This is a genomic window from Rhizobium sp. NFR07, assembly GCF_900111905.1.
GTDB lineage: Bacteria > Pseudomonadota > Alphaproteobacteria > Rhizobiales > Rhizobiaceae > Neorhizobium.
In genome coordinates, this window is record NZ_FOKM01000010.1 from 59573 (window position 1) to 76915 (window position 17343).

The window sequence follows — 17343 nt, forward strand, 5'->3', positions numbered from 1 at the left end:
CATTGACACCATCGCTTTGTCTTCTTCGGTTTGGTATCCTCGTACTCGCAGAACATCGTCCACGGTACGGCGCATCGGTTCCGCGGGCCGAGCCAGCGGCGCCAGTGAGGCGAGGCAATGTTTCGGATATTCGTGACGCCTGTGTCCGGTCTTCCCTGCAGTACGCTCGATGGCGTCGGCATGCCCCAGGTGAGCCGGGCCATTTCGCGGCCGTCTTCGGAGTTGCGGACCACCGGCGCTGGGCGATCGGGGAAAATGTCGAGCGTCGGCTCAAGATTGCCGAGGCTGTCGCGGAGCGCCTTCGTCAGTGCGCGAAGAGCTTCCTGGTTGGTCGTTACGTTGTAAAGATTACACACGAAGGCCTCATCAGTTTTGAAGACGTTTATCTCGACTGCGTGAGATTGGGAAACTCGCCTCACATCGGCCAGTTCCTCGACGCTCGCAGCCGATCGAAAGAACGCGGCTCAACTGGACGAACTTCATCTTCGACCCGAACTTCTTTATGAGCGCCCTGCGATCGAGGGCTGCGTGCTTGTCGCATCGAGCGCAAGATGCAGGTGAGAGGCAGCACCACCAGTCATCAAAAGCAAATGACTCTTTGTCATCGACGTCTTCGATTGTTACCAGCGTGTTCTTATTATGTTCTTGTTGGTTGAAGAGTCAGCACGGAGTGCGCTAGCTGGACTCCCGACTTGGGGAGGGGACGTCACGAGGGCAATTGAGTTCGACGGAAATGTTGAACTCGGGCGCGTGTGGGGACGTGGGACATTGCCCTCGCGACATCCTAAAAATGCGCGTATCCAAAGAACGTTCCATAGAAACGGCCAGGGTGCGAAATGTACACCCTGGCCGCGCTCGTCCCCACGAGAGTGAGACCTCACATTACCAACCTCTTTCCACGCAAACAACCAATCGCTGATGATCTCGCGCGGACTTCCGGTGTCTTCGCTCAAGATCCGGCAATTCGCCCTTTTGAAAACGGCTACAGGTATATTTTACCGAAGAGTTTATGCAGAAGATGGCACGGGAACTTGTAAGCTCCCCCTTGACCAGGGTGAGGTAAGCTTCTTTCTGGGAGGCATTGAGTTGTTTAGCCTGTTCAGTGATCCAAGGTATGAACTCATCTGAACTTTGTTCCGCGCTTTTCCCTTCAGCCATTAAGATGCCGGACTTGAAATATGTTTGAATAGCCCCGAGTTTCGTAGACACCCTCGGGTTAGTTTTTCTGTCGCTTCTCGAACTCGACGGGCGACAGCATTCCGTTTCTGACGTGCTTGCGTTTCGGGTTGTAGAACATCTCGATGTAGTCGAACACATCCTGGCGAGCTTCATCGCGTGAACGATAGACCCTGCGACGTATCCTCTCCCGCTTCAGAAGATTGAAGAAGCTCTCGGCCACCGCATTGTCATGGCAGTTGCCGCGTCGGCTCATCGAGTGAACCAGATTGTGGTGCTTGAGGAACGAGGCCCAGTCCATGCTGGTGAATTGCGAACCCTGATCCGAATGAACCAGCACCTTGTCCTTCGGCTTTCGCCTCCACACCGCCATGAGCAGAGCCTGCAATACGACGTCCGTGGTCTGTCGGCTCTGCATCGCCCAGCCGATGACCCGACGGGAATAGAGGTCGATGACAACCGCAAGGTAAGCGAAGCCCTCGCAGGTTCGGATGTAAGTGATGTCCGTGACCCAGGCCTTGTCCGGAGCCGATACGTCAAATCGCCGGTCGAGCGTGTTCTCGATAGCGACGGCAGGCCTGCCGCCATAGATGCCGGGACGACGTTTGTAGCCGATCTGCGCCCTGATCCCGGCGAGACGCGTCAGACGCGCGACCCGGTTCGGGCAGCACATCTCTCCCTGATCGAGAAGGTCGTCGTGCAGCTTGCGATAACCGTAGACCTTGCCGCTCTCTTCCCATGCCTTCAGGAGCAGATCGGTCTGGCGCTTGTCCTCGTTGGCTCGCCTGCTCAGCGGGTTCTTCAGCCAGGTGTAAAATCCACTCGGGTGAACCCGTAGGAGACGGCACATCGTCCTCACCGAAAACTGCAAGCGATGCAGGGCAATGAACGCGTACTTCACTTTGCATCCCTGGCGAAATACGCGGCCGCTTTTTTTAGGATGTCTCGCTCCTCGGTGACGCGAGCCAGTTCCTTCTTCAGCCGCCTGATCTCCTCGGCCTCGTCGTTGCCTTTGGCGTTCGACGCAGCAAACTTCTTCTTCCATTCATACAGGGAATGCTGGCTCACGCCGAGGCGCTGAGAAACCTCCGCAACCGGATAGCCTCGTTCCGTGATCTGACGCACGGCGTCGCGCTTAAAATCTTCGCTGAAATTCGATTTGCTCATGATGCTCTTCCTGCCTCAAAATTAGGAAAGAAGGCGTCTACAAATCTAGGGGCAATTCAGTTTTCGTGGCTAGCTCTTCCACCACGGGGTCATTCAGTGAAGCGCGTGCGGCTTCCGTTAGGCAATTGGGCAACGTAGCTGCAATCAGGCTTGCAAGCTGGTCGGGCGCGTCACGTGCTAGCTTGAGGTAACGATCTGAAAAATCGTTCTCCTGTGCCGCCGGGGAAAGTGCTGTGTGGGCTCCGAATATTCCGACGATTGCGACAGAGACAATGGCCGCAGCGAGCAGCAAACGCATGAGATCATCCCAGTTCTTTCGCATAGATGTACAAAAAAAGGATGAACAGCAGACTAAACGTTAGGTAACCGGCGTTTTGCCCCCACGTTGCACTGTCCGCTGTCAGGGAAGCGACTGTTTTAGCCGCCTGGTGCCACGGATGAACTGGCAGGCTTCCCTTGGTAACATGCCCCCGCGAGCGGAACAGCGGAAGTTCCCGATATCAGGCTGCCATAAAGTCTGGGTTAACGGCTTGTATGAACTCCGCGAGACCCACTGGTAGGGCGGACTTCGATGCCAAGTTTCCCAAATTTAGTTCGCCTACCTTGGCTGGCTTGTTTTGCTCGGCCTCCTTAAAAAGGGCAGAGTCGTTGTCTACACGCTCCGCAGCAAGGCACATCAACCATTTGGAAAAATACATCGTTGCGAACTTGCCGCGGTAGCGATCCGGTGGTGACAGCTGGAGGAACGCGGCGCCGTGTTCCTCTGTTTCCTCCGGAGACGGTTCCTCTTCATACAGGACAATAGATGCGGCGGAGATCTGGGTTGGCAGGACCTGAAGCAGTTGGACGTTGGCTAACGAGGTGAGACTGTCGGGAAAATGCGCCGCAAACTTCTTTTTCGCTCTCACCCCGATGAAGATGCGCTTATTGACCTCGCCAGTAATGTCCAGAAACTCGGAGTAGGTTTTTTTGAACAAGTCCGCGACGCGAGCCCTAGCTTCGGGTGCTGCATTGCAGTGGAACTCATTCTTCAGGGTTTCATTCAATACTTTCTCTGTGACCAAATAGTTTTCGACTGAAAATTTGTCAGTAACGAAGATCGTCGGGTCCCCCACCTGATCCGCAGGCAGGTCATCAAAATCGCGGTCCACGAAGTAGTAGACACCGTGACCTAGGCCGCCGAGATCCTGGTCCAGCATCTTTTTAAGCCGTATAACCTGTTGCTTTCCTCGGCATGGGAATGGCTCGTACTCCAATTCAGGCCGGATCCTCCTGATCCACTGAAAGAACACCGACTTATCGTCATCGCCCTCAAAGGCGAAGACTAACATATCTGGAAAGTTAGATCTTAGCTTTGCTAAGCGGATCTTCAAAACTGCAGGGCTTTTGCGAGCTCTTTTCAATACCTCGACGTATGCGTCGTCGTCATCATGGTCGGCACCTGTCACTGGATATCTGCCTCCACATCATCATCCTGTGCTGGGAGCGCGTCGGGATTGATGGAAAGCTTCAGCGATCGGGCGAAAGGCTCAAGAGAGTTATCAAAAACGAAAGGCGAATGCGTGATAGCGATGACTTGTCGACAAAGCGGAGCTCGGACCACATCGACGAGTATCTGTTGCTGCCATTCAAGTGACAGCGAGAGTTCCGGCTCATCGATCAGTACAAGCTTATCCTTTGGGTACAACACGAGCTTTGCGAAAAGAGAAATCATCTGCTTTTCACCAGACGACAAGGCATCCAGCTTGATCTTTCGCTTTCCCGAGAGGCTCTCTACATGCACACTGAGGTTCCGACGATTCAGCCGAAGTTCTTTGTCGTCCGAAAATTTCTTAACGGAGTGCTTGCCCTTTTCCGGCAAAGACGTGCTTCGATCGGGAGACCTTAGATAGCGGTTGCAGCTTGTTACAAAGTCCTCCACGCGAACCTCGATGTAGCGGGTCGCCTGAATTACGCGGTTCAGCTTGCTCAAGAAGTAAATCAAGAATCGGTTTGAGGCATCAGGTATGCCTTCACCCGTGTAAATCTTATCGATATTTGGGACTGAAATATCCCTGGAATTGAACGACCGTTTGCCTTCTTTCAATCGTGAGAAGAATAGCTCCAGTTCCTCCTTATCAGGAATCTGGTAGGTGGCTGGTGTTTCTCTCTCGAACGTACCATCGATAAGCTCGTTGATGATGTTCGCGCTGATCTCGCGGTAGCCCTGGTTTGATTCAAATAGGATCGTTTGATTAAGAGACGCTAGGTGCTCTGAGATGTCGCTCAGGCCGAACTGTATGTCACCGGAGAAGAGACCTGAACTGGCAATTCTGAAGGGCTTCTTCCCGCGGGACTTTACCTCGCCCTGCTCCATAGGGAGCTCCACTCGTCGGTAGGTAGGAAGGTAAACGATCTCGAAGCCGTCTAGCCTTGTTCGCAGGGTCCTGAAGATAGTTTCGATATTTGGGCTTTGCACGACACCGACCGATGCAGCCTTCTCCAAGTAGTCGAAGATTGCTTTTCGGTTGTAATTCATTCCGATGTATAGCCGCTCCAAGACTTGGTGGTTCCGGATCGGTAACGTCTGCTCTCGGAGGTTTTCTTGATAATCCTCGATAAGATAGCTGTGGAGAAGTGCAGGATCTAAGTCCTGTGAGGCAGCCATCGCTCGAAACGAGGGTTCCGAGGGAAGAGCCGTGTAGGCCACGACTTCTTCCTTGCTTAAAACCAGCTCCTCAGAACCTCGGAGTTTGCATCTAATGGTGTTGAACTCTAGGTCTTTCAGTCTCCCGAGTTGTGCTCTTAAGAAAGCGTCGAGGGCACCCAGAAGCGTGGTTTTTCCCGACCCGTTCTTTGCTATGAGAATGGTCGCCGCATATTGAGAAGAAAGAGAGATGGTACGATAGCCATATAGCCCTTCGATCTCGAAGCTTTCTACAAGTGCTGGCTGAGATCCACGCTCGTACGCGATCTCGTCGAAACGATCTTTTTCGTCCAATCTTTTGCCCCCACTATAGCAGCCAAATTTCCGCAATTTATAGCTGACCTCGTCAAGATACAATTAATTCACTGAGGTGAAACGTTTGGATCTCCGAGAGATGAACTACCTACGATTGGCTATAGCCGAAGCGCTGAGCAACTGGCTTGCATAACCTGATAGCGACGCAGGATACGCACGGCGACTACCGCTGGATGCCTCAAATCCACAAGTCTCCGAGAGACGTTTGAAACCAAGCCCTGAAAATCGGTTTTTCCGGAACCTCGTGTCAAAATTCCGAAAAGTCGCGTCCGGCTACATCGAGCGTCGCAAGAAATACATGGCCCGCAAAAATGTCCCACCTTTATCGAACGGAAAATCCAGTGGGACAAAAAGAGGAAAGAATGATGGAAAATCAAAAGTACAGGAAGGAAATGGTGGGCCCGGAGGGACTCGAACCCCCAACCAAGCGGTTATGAGCCGCCGGCTCTAACCATTGAGCTACAGGCCCCTGCCGATGGCAGAGATGGGGTGCAATGGTTCACCGCATCTTGAGCCCGCTCTAACGCAATTCGTCATCGGTCACAAGCCGTTGCCGCAATAGCTTCACAATGCACAGTCAGTTAAGTGGACTATGTGTCGTAGAGACTCAGAACTGCAGGCCGTTTGCCGTGCGTCCGACTGACCGGAGGCGCTGAGTGCGGCGAACCAAAGATTACAGCAAGGAAGCACCATGAACTCCATTTCTCGTTTTGCCTGCGTCGCGTTGGTTGCGCCGTCCGTCCTTGTCGGCGCAAGTTCGAGTGCCGTCCTTGCCCAGGATAACCAGACCCGCGAACCGCAGATCAACGTTTCGGGCGAAGGCGAGGTCGCGATCAAGCCGGATATCGCCATCCTGTCCCTGACCGTGCTGCGCGAGGCCGAGACGGCCGAGGCGGCGCTGACCGCCAACAGCGCGGCCATGCGCAATGTCGTCGGCGCATTGCGCGAGCAGGGCGTCGAGGAACGGGACATCCAGACCAGCCAGTTCCAGATCTTTCCGCGCTACAACCGCACCGAAAACAAGGATGGGCAGACGGAAACCGGCGAAATCGTCGGCTATGAGGTCAGCAATGCCCTGACGGTGAGGGTACGCGACCTGCCGAAGCTCGGCGCGCTGCTCGACCAGTCGGTCAAGCTCGGCGTCAACAAGGGCGGGCAGATCAGCTTCTCCAACGACAATCCGGAAGCGGCACTGACCGAGGCGCGGAAGAAGGCGGTGGCCGAGGCTCTCGCCAAGGCGAAGACGCTGACGGAGGCCGCCAATGTCAAGCTCGGCCGCATCATCGAGATGAGCGAGAACTCGGTTCGCCCGATGGCGCAGCCGATGATGCGCATGGCCGCCAAGGAAGCAGATTCAGTGCCGTTCGCGACCGGCGAAAACACCTACAGCGTCACGGTCAACGTCACCTTCTCGCTGCAGCAGTAAAGCATTCTCCCAGGACGATAAAAGAAGAGCCCGGCCATAGCGATGGCCGGGCTCTTCTGTTTCAGGACGGGACTTTGAGCCGCACTCCGGAGCTGTTTCGCTTCTCGAATCGTTAAACGGCTCCAGTCCTTTGATTTTGCGCAGGTCCGGATGCGAAACCGCTGCGCACCTCTACCGGAACTCCTCTAGCGGCGGATGACCGGGCAGCCTCGTTCATTGGCGAAGACGATACGGTCGCGGCCGTGCCAGCCGCGGCCGGCAACGACGACCGCGCGGCGCGAAACGTCGACGACGCGGGCGCGGCGCAGGCCCATGCGCGAGGCCTTGTCCTCGGCGCGCCACGGCGAGCAGCCGGGACGACCATGGTGACGGTCATGACGGCGGCCGTGGTGGCGATCCCAGCCGCGGTCACGGTCGTTATGCTGTACATACATGCCGAAGCGGGGTTCCGATGCGGCGGCGGTATTGACGGTGGCCGACAGTCCGGTCAGGGCGATGATTGCCGCCAGCCCGAGCTTGGCTCCGATCCTTGCGATGAGATTGGTCATTGGATGATCCTCCGTTTGCTGCAGGCTTTTTCTCTTCGCCACTCCGGCGACGATCGAAAGCTAGTCGCCGCCACCTGAACGGCTGCCCAAGGGTGCGTTCAGCCGGAGTTCATCGCGGGATCGATGCATGGATCAGGCAGCAAGGGGATCATGCGGAGAGGTGCAGCACGATCTCGCGGCGGTGAGGGCGGTCGCGATGTTCGAAGAGGTAGATGCCCTGCCATGTCCCGAGCGCCAGCCGGCCGTTTGTGACGGGAATACCGATGGAAACGGCGGTGAGGGCTGCCTTGATATGGGCGGGCATGTCGTCGGCGCCTTCGGCTGTGTGAACGACCCAGCTCATGTCCGGATGGCTCGATGGGGGCACGAGGCGGCTGAAGAAGGCCTTCAGGTCCCGCTGGACATCGGGATCCGCATTCTCCTGGATCAGCAGCGAGCACGACGTGTGCCGCACGAAGACGGTCAGTAGGCCTTCGCCGACAGACTGGCTGCGGACGAAGGCTTCGGCGCCGTCGGTGAATTCGTAGAGGCCCTGGCCGTGCGTGGAAAGGGACAGGACGGTCTGGGGCATCTGCATTTCCTTTTGTCGATATCGGCCGGCCGGGCGTGGCGCGCGCCGATCAGTGAGCCGGGCCGCCGCCGCCCTTGAGATCGACTTTTCTGAGGATCAGTGCAAGGGGGATGGCACAGGCGGCCATGATCGCCAGGACGTGAAAGACGTCAATATAGGCGAGATAACTCGCCTGTTCCTGGACCTGGCTGCCGATATAGCCCATTGCCTGGTTCTGCGCATCGACGGCGTTTGCGCCACGTTCGGTGAAGAACTGCTGCAGGTTTCGCAGAGTCTCGATATAGCTCGGATCGGACGGAACGACATTTTCGACAAGGCGGCTCTGGTGCCATTGCTCACGATGAGCAAGCACGTTTGACGCAATCGAGACGCCGATCGATCCGCCGGTATTGCGGGCCGCGTTGATCAGGGCCGATGCCTGGTCGGTCTGGTCGGGGCGCAGGCCGTAGTAGGATGCGGCGGTAATCGGGATAAAGATCAGCGGCAGGCCGAGGCCGAGATAAAGGCGTGAGGTGACGAAGAAGCCGAAATTGAGATCCGGGTTCAGGCGCGTCATGTCGTACATGGCAAGCGCGATGATGCCGGCGCCGATGGCGATCAGGTATCTCGGCTGGAAGATCGAGGTCAGCTGGCCGACCATGAACATCATGAACATGGTGACGAGGCCGCCGGGCGACAGAGCAAGGCCCGCCCAGGTAGCGGTGTAGCCATAGTTTTCCTGCAGGACCTGCGGCACGAACTGCGTCGTGGCGATGAGGATCGCGCCGGTCGCAAGCATGACGATCATGCAGGAAGCGAACTGGCGGGTGGCCATGAGGCGCAGGTCGACGGCCGGGTTCTTCTTCGTCAGGAGCCAGGGGATGGAAGCGATCAGCGCCACGACGCAGATTGTCGTCGCAACGATGATGAAGGTCGAATCGAACCAGTCTTCGGTCTGACCCCGATCGAGAACGAGTTCCAGCGCGCCGAGGAAGGTGGCGACAAGCCCGAAGCCGATGACATCGAACCGCACGCCGTTCCGGCGCATCTCGTCGCGCTTCTTCTGCGCGTCGTCGGATTCCTGCACGAGGAAATAGACCAGGGCAAAGGCGAAGATGCCGACCGGGCCATTGATGAGAAAACACCAGTGCCAGGAGAGATTGTCGGAAAGCCAGCCGCCCAATGTCGGCCCGATGACCGGGGCGACGACGACCGCGACCCCGAAAATGGCGAAGGCCTGACCGCGTTTGTGCGGAGGGAAGGCGTCGGTAAGGATCGATTGCGAAACCGGCACCATGCCGCCGCCGGCAAATCCCTGGATCATGCGGAAGACGAGGAGCGAGGGGAGGTCCCAGGCGAGGCCGCACAGGACGGAGGAGAGGGTGAAGACGGCAAGGCAGAGGAGGTAGAAACGCTTGCGGCCGTATCTTTGGGCGATGAAGCTTGAGGCGATCAGGGCAATGGCATTGGAGACGAGATAGGTCGTCACCACCCAGGAGGCCTCGTCGGAACTGATCGCGAGGCCGCCTGAGATGTAGCGCAAGGCGACATTGGCGATCGTGGTGTCCAGCACCTCCATGAAGACGGCGACCGCAACGACGATCGCAACCAGCCATGGATTGGTGGCCCGGCGCTCGCCCGAACGGGCGCCGCCGTCACTTGCCTCAGCGACTGCCATGTCAGTTCCTCGGGCGCACTGTCACAGTCGGGACGACCGACATGCCGGGACCGATCGAGACATCCTTCGGCCATTGATCGACCTCGATCTTCACCGGCACGCGTTGGGTCACCTTCACGTAGTTGCCGGTGGCGTTCTGGGCCGGCAGGAGTGAGAAGGCTGTGCCGGAGCCCGGCTGGACGGATGCGACCTTGCCATGCAGTTCGTGATCGGGATAGGCGTCGATCACCAGATCGACCGGCTGGCCGGGGCGCATGTCGGCGAGCTGGGTTTCCTTGAAATTGGCGGTTACCCATATATCGTCCGGAACGAACATGGCGACTGCCTGGCCTTCCTGGATGAACTGGCCCTTGGCGCCGCTCAGCCTCACGACGCGGCCCGGCTGAGCCGTGGTGATGGTCGTATAGCCGACGTTCTGCACGGCGGTTTCCCGCTGCGCCTCGGCCTGCTTTAGACTGGCCTCCGCGCTGGTCTTCTGCGCTTCGGCGGCACTCTGGTTCTTCATCGCGGAGGTAATGCTGGTGCCGGACTGGCTGTAGCTCGCCTGGGCCTGCCTGAGGTTGGATTCGGCCTGCTGCGATGTCTGCAGACTGCCTGCACCGCCCTGGACCAGTTCGCGCTGGCGCGTGGCCTCGTCCTTGGCGAATTGCAGCGCCGCACCCGCCGAAAGCTGCTGGGCCTGCGCTTCCTCGACCGATGCCTTGGCGACCTCGATCTGGGCTTCGGCATTGGTGATCGCGGCGCGGGCGGAGTCGACCTGCGCGTCAGCCTGGTCGAGCGCAATCTGGTAATCGCGCGGCTCGATCCTGGCGATCACGGCGCCTGCATCGAAATGCTGGTTGTCTGTCGCAGGTACATCGGCGAGATAGCCGGAAACCTTGGCCGCAACCGAGAAGCTGCGAGCGTCGATAAAGGCATCGTCGGTCGTCTCGTAGGGATGGAAGAAGATCAGCCAGATAAAGTATGCGGCGACGCCGAGCGCTATCAGCAACGCGACGATCAAAGCGATCCAGAGAGGATGGCGCCTGAATATCGAAGCCTTCTCCTCTTTGCCTTTGTCACCGGTTTGATCCCCACCTTCAGAGGGATGGTTTTCCTTTGCCTCGAGATCAGGGGTTTCAGTGTCTTTGGGGGATTGGTTGTCTTTGGAACGGTCCGGACGGGCGCGCTGAGCTTGAGCCACGACATGCCTCTCACGATTGGCTGGAGAAGTCCGGCAAACGCTGCATCGCCGGCTAAAGTTCCACTTCACTTGCTGCAGGTGCGAAATTGACGGAAATCTTGGGAGAGAGGCGAATTTGAAGCTTGTACAATTCTTGTGAGACCGCGCCTGCGTCCTATCTACTCGTCATCATTATTAGCGATGTGAGAGAGCATGCCATTCCATCAGCGCGTCCGTCAGGGGATTATCGACCGGTTCATGACCTTCGAACCGATCGGCCTTATCGCTTTCGCCGTGGTGGCCGGCGGTCTGCTTGCCTTCGTGATGCTGACCGGAGAAGTGCTGGAGGGTGAGACACACGCCTTTGACGAGCGGATATTGCTGAGCTTCCGGCAGGCGACGGACCTTGCCATTCCCGTTGCGCCTTACTGGGTGACGCATGCGGTCGACGACATCACGGCGCTCGGCGGCGTGACGGTACTGTCGCTGATGACGATCCTGGCGACGATCTATCTGCTCCTGTCACGCCAGAAGGCGATTGCGGCCTTCATGTTTCTCTCCGTTGCAGGCGGCTGGCTGCTGAGCAACGCGCTCAAGCTCGGCGTCGGGCGGGCACGGCCGGATATCGTGCCGCATCTCGTGGATGTCAGCGATCTCAGCTTTCCGAGTGGACATGCAATGCTCTCGGCCGTCACATACCTGACGCTGGCTGCCATCCTGTCGCGGGCCGAGCAGTATCGCTCGACGCGGATTTTCCTCATGTCGGTCGGCATTTTCCTGACGCTGATCATTGGCCTGTCGCGCATCTATCTCGGCGTTCACTATCCGACAGATGTGCTCGGCGGTTGGTGTATCGGTGCGGTCTGGGCAACCGGATGCTGGCTGATCGCGCGCCGCTTCATCTCTCGCGAGCCGAAGGGTTCTGTCTCCGTCAAGTGACATTCGGCCGGCAGACGGCGAAGATCCGATAGCCTCCATCCTGCGTATCAAGGGGGAAAGATGGAGAGCTTTATGGACAGACAGACAGGCACGAGGAAGATCGCCTGGTTGACCGGCGCGAGTTCGGGTATCGGCCGCGCCGTCGCATTGAAGCTGGCGGATAACGGCTGGCAGGTGGCGGCGAGCGCGCGTTCGGCCGACAAGCTCTCGACGCTGGCTGCTGAACGCCCCGGCCTGATCCATGCCTATCCGGTGGATGTGACGGATGGGCAGGGGGTGAAGAATGCCGTGAAGACGATCGAGCAGACGCTGGGGCCTATCGATCTCGCACTGTTTTCGGCCGGCAGCTATAAGCGCGAAAGCGCCCGTGAATTTGATGCGGAAGCACTGGCCGAGATGGCGAACCTCAACGTCACGGGGACCGGCAACAGCCTGCAGGCGGTCATGGAACCGATGATCGCCCGCCAAGCAGGGCAGATCGCCGTGATCGCTTCCGTGGCCGGATATCTCGGCCTGCCGGGCGGTGGCTTCTACGGAGCGACCAAGGCGGCGCTGATCAACCTCTGCGAGGCGCTGCGGCCGCAGCTCGAACGGGAAGGGGTCACGCTGCAGCTCATCAGCCCGGGCTTCGTCGATACGCCGCTGACGAAGAAGAACGATTTTCCGATGCCCTTCCTGATCAGCCAGGAGAAGGCAGCAGACGCGATCGTCGCGGGGCTCTCAAGCCGCAGGTTCGAGATCGTCTTTCCTTGGCAGATGGCGGTCCTGATGAAGCTGCTGCAGGCCTTGCCCTATGCGCTGAGCCTCGCGATGACTCGCAGGATGCTGCGAAAGCAGTGACGCGTCATTTCGCCAGCCTGAAGTGCACGACGTCGAGACGGCCGGTGCGGAACCCGGCAGCGCAATATTGCAGGTAATAATGCCACATGCGCGCGAAGCGCTCGTCGAAGCCAAGAGCGGCGATCCTCTGCCAGTTGGCGCGGAAGGCCTTGTCCCACAAGAGCAGCGTATGCTCGTAATCGCGGCCGAAGCAGAAGCGGTCCTCGACGGAAAGCCCGGCGTTCGTCGTGGACCGTTCGAAAGCGGAAATGCTCGGCAGCATGCCGCCGGGAAAGATATAGGCCTGGATGAAATCGGCATGCCTGCGATAATGGGCGAAGCGTTCTTCCGCAATCGAGATCACCTGGATCAGCGCCTGGCCTTTGGGCGCCAGAAGCGATTTCACGCGGTCGAAATAGGTCGGCCAGTTTTCCTCGCCCACGGCCTCGAACATCTCGATCGAGACGACCTTGGTGAATGTGCCCTGGCAATCGCGATAGTCCTGCAGGCGGATATCGGCGCGCTCGGCAAGGCCTGAGCGCTCCAGCCGGTCCTTTGCAAAGGTCGCCTGTTCCTTCGACAGGGTGAGGCAGGTGACGCGGCAGCCGGTCGAGCGGATCGCCTCTTCGGCGAAACCTCCCCAACCGCAGCCGATTTCCAGGACGTGGTCGTCCTTGCCGATATTCAGTTCCGCGATGATCCGGCGATATTTGGCGGCCTGCGCATCGACGAGGCTTTGACGCGGGTCCTCGAAAAGCGCGGAGGAGTAGGTCATCGTTTCGTCCAGCCACAGGCGGTAGAACTCGTTGCCGAGATCGTAGTGGAAAGCGATGTTGCGGCGGCTGCCGGCCCGGGAATTGCGGTTCAGGCGGTGGCGGAACCGGGCGAGAAGGGCTGCGACCGGGCTTGCCGCCATGATGCCCGCCCAGCGCGCCTCATTGGCGATGGCAAGATCCATGACGTCGCCGAGATCAGGTGTGTCCCATTCGCCCTCGAGATAGGAGGTGGCGAAGCCAAGGCTTCCGCCGCTCATCAGCCGGCGCAGCGGGCGCATGGTCTTGAACTGGATCGATGCCGAAGGACCGCTTTCCTCTCCATGGATGCGGATTTCGCGCCCGCTGGGAAATCGGAGCGTCAGCTGGCCGCGGGCGAGCTTCTGCGCCCAGCGGCAGGCAATCCGCTCAGAAAGCGACAGGGACGGCAAGGGCATCTGCACGTTGTTGTCGATATCCGACATCAATGGGTCTCCGTACCATGGGGATTGGCGACGATCGTGGTGGCGCGAGGCTGGGCAGCCTTCGTGTGGCGATGGACGGGTACACGCTTCAGCCAGAGGCGAATGGCTTCCCAATGGATCGCCGCGGTCACCTTCAGCGTCATCAGCGGGTATCTGACGAAGGCAAGCGCAAGACCCCGGTCCGTCAGGGGCGCGCGGTCACCCTGGAACATCGCGTAAAGCAGCATGCCTTCGCGATCGGATTCCTTGATTGCGATGCGCACCTTGTCGGCGGGTACCCGCACGGTGAAATCGTAACGGCAGTCCATCGGCACGAAGGGCGATACGTAGAGGTCCTTGTCGCAGGAATGGCTGATGTGGCCGTCGTCCTGGCCGCCGACCGGGATGATGTAGGCGCGCCGTTCGTGAAAGGTGTTGCAGACCTCGTAGATGACGGCCCGCAGCGCATCGTCCGTGCCATAGCAGAAATAGACTGTGAGCGGATTGAAGACATAACCGAAGATGCGCGGATAGCAGAGGACCCTTGTCCGCAGTCCGTCTGTGGCGATGCCCGCGCTTTCCAATTGGCTCGCGACCCATTCCCGCAGGCCCTTGTCCGACCCGTCTCCATGGTCCTTTTCCCAGAAGCTGAACAGGCCGCGGCGATTGGCGGAAAACAGGCGAAGCTTCCGGTCCAGCCCCGGCAGTTCGTCGAGATCCAGCAGAAGCGAGAAGACGTTGTAGCGCAGGCTGTGCTGCCTTGGCCGCAGCCTGGTGTGGACGACAGCGCCGGCATAGATGCTCGACGCGGCGGGTGGAGCGCTTGCAGTCATTCGGCGGCTTCCTGAAAGACGGGGATCGGTATCCTGCCGGATTCGTTTTCGACCTTCCACGGACGGCGAACGCCGCCAAGGGCCTCGGCAACCGCAAGTCCCGACTGCAGGCCGTCTTCATGAAAGCCGCTGCCGAAATAGGCGCCGCAGAACCAGGTGCGATTTTTCCCCTGGAGTTCCCAGAGATGCTGCTGCGCCTTCAGGGCAGCGCTGTCGAACCGGGGATGGGTGTAGTCGTAGCTGCCATGGATCGAGCCCGGCTCGAGTGGCCTGCCCGGGTTCAGCGTCAGGAAGAGCGGCGAGGGCGTATCAAGCTGCTGCAGCCGGTTCATCCAGTAGGTGACGCAGAGAGGCTGCCCGGCCGACTTGCCGCCGCTCATGTAGTTCCAGCTCGACCACACCCGTCTGCGCCTGGGCATCATCGCGGCATCGCTGTGGAGCACGGCCGTGTTGGCGGTGTAGCCGAACGCGCCAAGCAGTTCCCGTTCCTGCTCGCCTGCGTCGGAGAGCATGGCGAGGGCCTCATCGGCATGGGCGGCGATCACGACATCGTCGAAGAAATCCGACTGGCCGGCGGCATCGGTGACGACGACGCCGTTTGCAGCGCGGCGGATGGAGGTGACCGGGGTACTGAGCCTGATTTTGCCGCCGAAGTCGGCTGCGATGCGCGTCACATATTCCCGGCTGCCGCCGTCGACCGTGCGCCATTGCGGCCGACCGGACAGGAGAAGAAGGCCGTGATTGACGAAGAAGCGCAGGAAGGCCTGCAGCGGGTAGTCATTCATGTCCCTGGCCGTTGTGGACCAGATCGCGGCGCCCATCGGGATCAAGTGATCGTTGATGAAGGGCTCGGAATAACCTGCCTGGCGCAGGTATTCACCCAGCGTCACGTCTTCGAACTCCGCACGGCCGACCAAGGCAGGGGCGCGCTTGTAGAACCTGAAGACGTCGCGGAGCATGGTCCAGAAACGCGGGCGCAGGATATTGCGCTTCTGGCCAAGCAGTCCGCCGAGGCCGGTCCCGCTATATTCGAAATCGCCGCCTTCCATCGATGCCGAAAATGACATGTCGGAAGCGACCGTCGGGACCTTCAGATGTTCGAACAGGGCCACGAGGTTCGGGTAGTTGAGGTCATTATAGACGATGAAGCCGGTATCGACCGGGATGCTGCGGTCGCCCATCTCGACGGTGACCGTATGGGCGTGCCCGCCGAGCCTCGGGGAGGCTTCGTAGACGGTCACATCACGGTGCCGGGAGAGAAGCCATGCCGCCGACAGGCCGCTGATGCCGGAGCCGATCACGGCTACCCTTACCCCGTCCTGTCTGGCGTCCCGCGTCAAAGTCCTCATCCAAGTATCCTCTTGTCAGGCTTCATGCTCATCGTCTGCAATCCAATACGAGACAGCGCGGTGATCGGATCTGCGACGGTCATGCGATTTTTTTAGAAAGCGGCGTGATCCATCTTCCGGCGCTCGCCGTAATGCTTGCCATGAACCTGAGCATTCCTATCTCGGCAGAGACGTGCCACAACAGACCAATGGTTGCCGCAAGGCTGACCAGACGGGCAGCGCATGGGTTCAGGATGACCAATAAGAACTCCGACGGTTTGGCGCCGGGCGACCTCTCGCAAGCCGAGATGGTCCGGTTGCTGGCAATTGTCGGTCGAGACAGGAATGCCGATGCATTCGAGGCGGTGTTCCGCTTCTATGCGCCACGTATCCGAACCTTCATGGCAGTGAAGACGCAGGACAAGCAGGCGGCCGAAGAGCTGATGCAGGAAACGATGACGGCCGTGTGGAACAAGGCGGCGCAGTTCGATCCGGCGCGCGGCAATGTCTCGGCATGGATCTACACGATTGCGCGAAATATAAGGATAGACGCCTATCGCCGTCGCCGGCCGGAGATCGATGTGAACGATCCGGCTTTCGTGCCCGATGATGTTGCCGGCGCCGACCAGGATTTCCAGCAGCTCCAGGAGGCGCAACTGCTTCGCGGCGCGATGGCGACGCTGCCGGACGAGCAAGTCGATGTCCTGCGGCGGGCGTTTTTCGACGAGGAATCCCATTCGACCATCGCACGTGACCTCGGCGTGCCGCTCGGGACTGTCAAGTCGCGCATCCGTCTGGCCTTTGCGAAGCTGCGATCAGCACTGGACGGCCAGCTATGAGCATCAAGCACCACATCAGCGACGATTTTCTGATCGACTACGCATCCGGCAGCCTCGCGGAGGGATGGAGCCTCGCGGTCGCGAGCCATCTGGCGCTCTGCCCCGAATGTCGTCGCCGGCTGGCAATCATGGAAGGTGCCGCCGGCGCGCTTCTGGACAAGGCCGAGCAGAACGGAAGCGAGGACCAGGCGTGGTCGCGCTTCAAGGCGCGCACGGCGGATATCAGGGTCGAGGAGGTCAAGCCCGGACAGGCGGCGTCCCGTCCGGCAACGGCTGTGCTTCCGGAGCCGCTACGTTCCTATGTCGGGGGAGATCTTGCCGACCTGAAATGGCGGGCGCTTGGCCGTGGCGCCTATCAGATCCTGATCGATACCAAGGACAAGGAAACGCAGGTGCGCCTGCTTCGTATTCCGGCCGGTAAGCCGGTGCCGGAACATACCCATGAGGGCCGCGAGCTGACACTGGTTTTGGCCGGCAGTTTCCGCGATGGCGATGATCTCTTCGCCCGCGGAGACCTCGAAGAGGCCGATGGCGATCTCCTTCATACGCCGACCGCAACGGAAGGCGAGGACTGTATCTGCCTCGCCGTGACCGAAGCGCCGCTCAAATTTTCGAGCTGGATCGTTCGCCTCGTCCAGCCGATCCTGAAGATCTAGGCCGA

General features: G+C 59.3%; 16 protein-coding genes, 1 tRNA gene and 1 pseudogene. 5 read left to right on the top strand and 13 right to left on the bottom strand.

The window, feature by feature from the left end; genetic code table 11:
• Positions 1–8: 8 nt before the first annotated feature.
• From BM216_RS20450 to BM216_RS20475, 6 genes and pseudogenes are all read right to left on the bottom strand, one after another.
• Positions 9–356, bottom strand: a pseudogene (locus BM216_RS20450) (SOS response-associated peptidase family protein); the annotation flags it as partial.
• A gap of 860 nt (positions 357–1216) precedes the next feature.
• Positions 1217–2343, bottom strand: a protein-coding gene (locus BM216_RS20455; RefSeq protein WP_093001064.1) for an IS3 family transposase whose coding sequence is annotated in 2 segments (ribosomal slippage) — positions 1217–2115 and positions 2115–2343 — 1128 coding nt in all. Because the reading frame shifts where the segments join, the coding sequence is not laid out codon by codon here.
• Between the two features lie 37 nt (positions 2344–2380).
• The gene (locus BM216_RS20460; protein WP_093001065.1) at positions 2381–2641 is read right to left on the bottom strand and encodes a hypothetical protein; all 261 of its coding nucleotides are present in this window, start codon (positions 2639–2641) and stop codon (positions 2381–2383) included.
• A 202-nt stretch (positions 2642–2843) separates the two neighbouring features.
• Entirely contained in the window at positions 2844–3791 is a 948-nt protein-coding gene (locus tag BM216_RS20465; protein ID WP_093001066.1) for a DUF4435 domain-containing protein, read from the bottom strand.
• Positions 3788–5323, bottom strand: coding sequence for an AAA family ATPase (locus tag BM216_RS20470; RefSeq protein WP_177230854.1), 1536 nt, complete (start codon positions 5321–5323; stop codon positions 3788–3790). The genes BM216_RS20465 and BM216_RS20470 overlap by 4 nt, the downstream gene beginning before the upstream one ends.
• A 414-nt stretch (positions 5324–5737) precedes the next feature.
• Positions 5738–5813, bottom strand: a tRNA-Ile gene (locus BM216_RS20475).
• A 222-nt stretch (positions 5814–6035) separates the two neighbouring features.
• Here BM216_RS20475 and BM216_RS20480 point away from each other — a divergent pair.
• Positions 6036–6770, top strand: coding sequence for an SIMPL domain-containing protein (locus BM216_RS20480; protein ID WP_093001068.1), 735 nt, complete (start codon positions 6036–6038; stop codon positions 6768–6770).
• Positions 6771–6955: 185 nt separating this feature from the next.
• Here the strand turns inward: BM216_RS20480 and BM216_RS20485 are convergent, their stop codons facing one another.
• The 4 genes from BM216_RS20485 to BM216_RS20500 all read right to left on the bottom strand — a co-directional run bounded on the left by BM216_RS20485 (position 6956) and on the right by BM216_RS20500 (position 10537).
• Positions 6956–7318, bottom strand: a complete 363-nt coding sequence (locus tag BM216_RS20485; RefSeq protein WP_093001069.1) for a hypothetical protein — start codon at positions 7316–7318, stop codon at positions 6956–6958.
• 148 nt (positions 7319–7466) lie between these two features.
• A complete protein-coding gene (locus BM216_RS20490; protein WP_093001070.1) occupies positions 7467–7889 on the bottom strand; it encodes a secondary thiamine-phosphate synthase enzyme YjbQ in 423 nt (140 codons plus the stop codon).
• Positions 7890–7938: 49 nt separating this feature from the next.
• Positions 7939–9546, bottom strand: coding sequence for a DHA2 family efflux MFS transporter permease subunit (locus BM216_RS20495; protein WP_093001071.1), 1608 nt, complete (start codon positions 9544–9546; stop codon positions 7939–7941).
• Between the two features lies 1 nt (position 9547).
• Positions 9548–10537 (bottom strand): HlyD family secretion protein, encoded by a 990-nt coding sequence (locus BM216_RS20500; protein ID WP_244530249.1) that lies wholly within the window; start codon positions 10535–10537, stop codon positions 9548–9550.
• A 384-nt stretch (positions 10538–10921) separates the two neighbouring features.
• Here BM216_RS20500 and BM216_RS20505 point away from each other — a divergent pair, with 384 nt between their 5' ends.
• Together BM216_RS20505 and BM216_RS20510 are read left to right on the top strand one after the other, a co-directional pair.
• Complete coding sequence (locus BM216_RS20505; RefSeq protein ID WP_093001072.1) at positions 10922–11647, top strand: phosphatase PAP2 family protein; 726 nt, start codon at positions 10922–10924, stop codon at positions 11645–11647.
• Positions 11648–11719: 72 nt separating this feature from the next.
• Complete coding sequence (locus tag BM216_RS20510; RefSeq protein WP_093001073.1) at positions 11720–12487, top strand: SDR family NAD(P)-dependent oxidoreductase; 768 nt, start codon at positions 11720–11722, stop codon at positions 12485–12487.
• Between the two features lie 4 nt (positions 12488–12491).
• Here the strand turns inward: BM216_RS20510 and BM216_RS20515 are convergent, their stop codons facing one another.
• Genes BM216_RS20515 through BM216_RS20525 form a run of 3 tightly spaced genes read right to left on the bottom strand, consistent with a single transcriptional unit; the run spans position 12492 to position 15864 of the window.
• Complete coding sequence (locus BM216_RS20515) at positions 12492–13703, bottom strand: SAM-dependent methyltransferase (protein WP_093001074.1); 1212 nt, start codon at positions 13701–13703, stop codon at positions 12492–12494.
• Entirely contained in the window at positions 13703–14515 is an 813-nt protein-coding gene (locus tag BM216_RS20520; protein ID WP_093001075.1) for a DUF1365 domain-containing protein, read from the bottom strand. Before BM216_RS20520 ends, BM216_RS20515 begins: the two co-directional genes overlap by 1 nt.
• Positions 14512–15864, bottom strand: a complete 1353-nt coding sequence (locus BM216_RS20525; RefSeq protein ID WP_093001076.1) for an NAD(P)/FAD-dependent oxidoreductase — start codon at positions 15862–15864, stop codon at positions 14512–14514. Before BM216_RS20525 ends, BM216_RS20520 begins: the two co-directional genes overlap by 4 nt.
• Positions 15865–16097: 233 nt before the next feature.
• Here BM216_RS20525 and BM216_RS20530 point away from each other — a divergent pair, with 233 nt between their 5' ends.
• Complete coding sequence (locus BM216_RS20530) at positions 16098–16682, top strand: sigma-70 family RNA polymerase sigma factor (protein ID WP_244530250.1); 585 nt, start codon at positions 16098–16100, stop codon at positions 16680–16682.
• The gene (locus BM216_RS20535) at positions 16679–17338 is read left to right on the top strand and encodes a ChrR family anti-sigma-E factor (protein ID WP_093001077.1); all 660 of its coding nucleotides are present in this window, start codon (positions 16679–16681) and stop codon (positions 17336–17338) included. The genes BM216_RS20530 and BM216_RS20535 overlap by 4 nt, the downstream gene beginning before the upstream one ends.
• The last annotated feature ends 5 nt before the right edge of the window (positions 17339–17343 follow it).

Excerpts from the sequence above, each read along its gene's own strand:
- BM216_RS20490 (WP_093001070.1), bottom strand. The coding sequence starts at position 7,889 with ATGCCCCAGACCGTCCTGTCCCTTTCCACGCACGGCCAGGGCCTCTAC.
- BM216_RS20510 (WP_093001073.1), top strand. The coding sequence starts at position 11,720 with ATGGACAGACAGACAGGCACGAGGAAGATCGCCTGGTTGACCGGCGCG.
- BM216_RS20460 (WP_093001065.1), bottom strand. The coding sequence starts at position 2,641 with ATGCGTTTGCTGCTCGCTGCGGCCATTGTCTCTGTCGCAATCGTCGGA.
- BM216_RS20535 (WP_093001077.1), top strand. The coding sequence starts at position 16,679 with ATGAGCATCAAGCACCACATCAGCGACGATTTTCTGATCGACTACGCA.
- BM216_RS20495 (WP_093001071.1), bottom strand. The coding sequence starts at position 9,546 with ATGGCAGTCGCTGAGGCAAGTGACGGCGGCGCCCGTTCGGGCGAGCGC.
- BM216_RS20525 (WP_093001076.1), bottom strand. The coding sequence starts at position 15,864 with ATGAGGACTTTGACGCGGGACGCCAGACAGGACGGGGTAAGGGTAGCC.
- BM216_RS20520 (WP_093001075.1), bottom strand. The coding sequence starts at position 14,515 with ATGACTGCAAGCGCTCCACCCGCCGCGTCGAGCATCTATGCCGGCGCT.
- BM216_RS20530 (WP_244530250.1), top strand. The coding sequence starts at position 16,098 with ATGACCAATAAGAACTCCGACGGTTTGGCGCCGGGCGACCTCTCGCAA.
- BM216_RS20480 (WP_093001068.1), top strand. The coding sequence starts at position 6,036 with ATGAACTCCATTTCTCGTTTTGCCTGCGTCGCGTTGGTTGCGCCGTCC.
- BM216_RS20505 (WP_093001072.1), top strand. The coding sequence starts at position 10,922 with ATGCCATTCCATCAGCGCGTCCGTCAGGGGATTATCGACCGGTTCATG.
- BM216_RS20515 (WP_093001074.1), bottom strand. The coding sequence starts at position 13,703 with ATGTCGGATATCGACAACAACGTGCAGATGCCCTTGCCGTCCCTGTCG.
- BM216_RS20485 (WP_093001069.1), bottom strand. The coding sequence starts at position 7,318 with ATGACCAATCTCATCGCAAGGATCGGAGCCAAGCTCGGGCTGGCGGCA.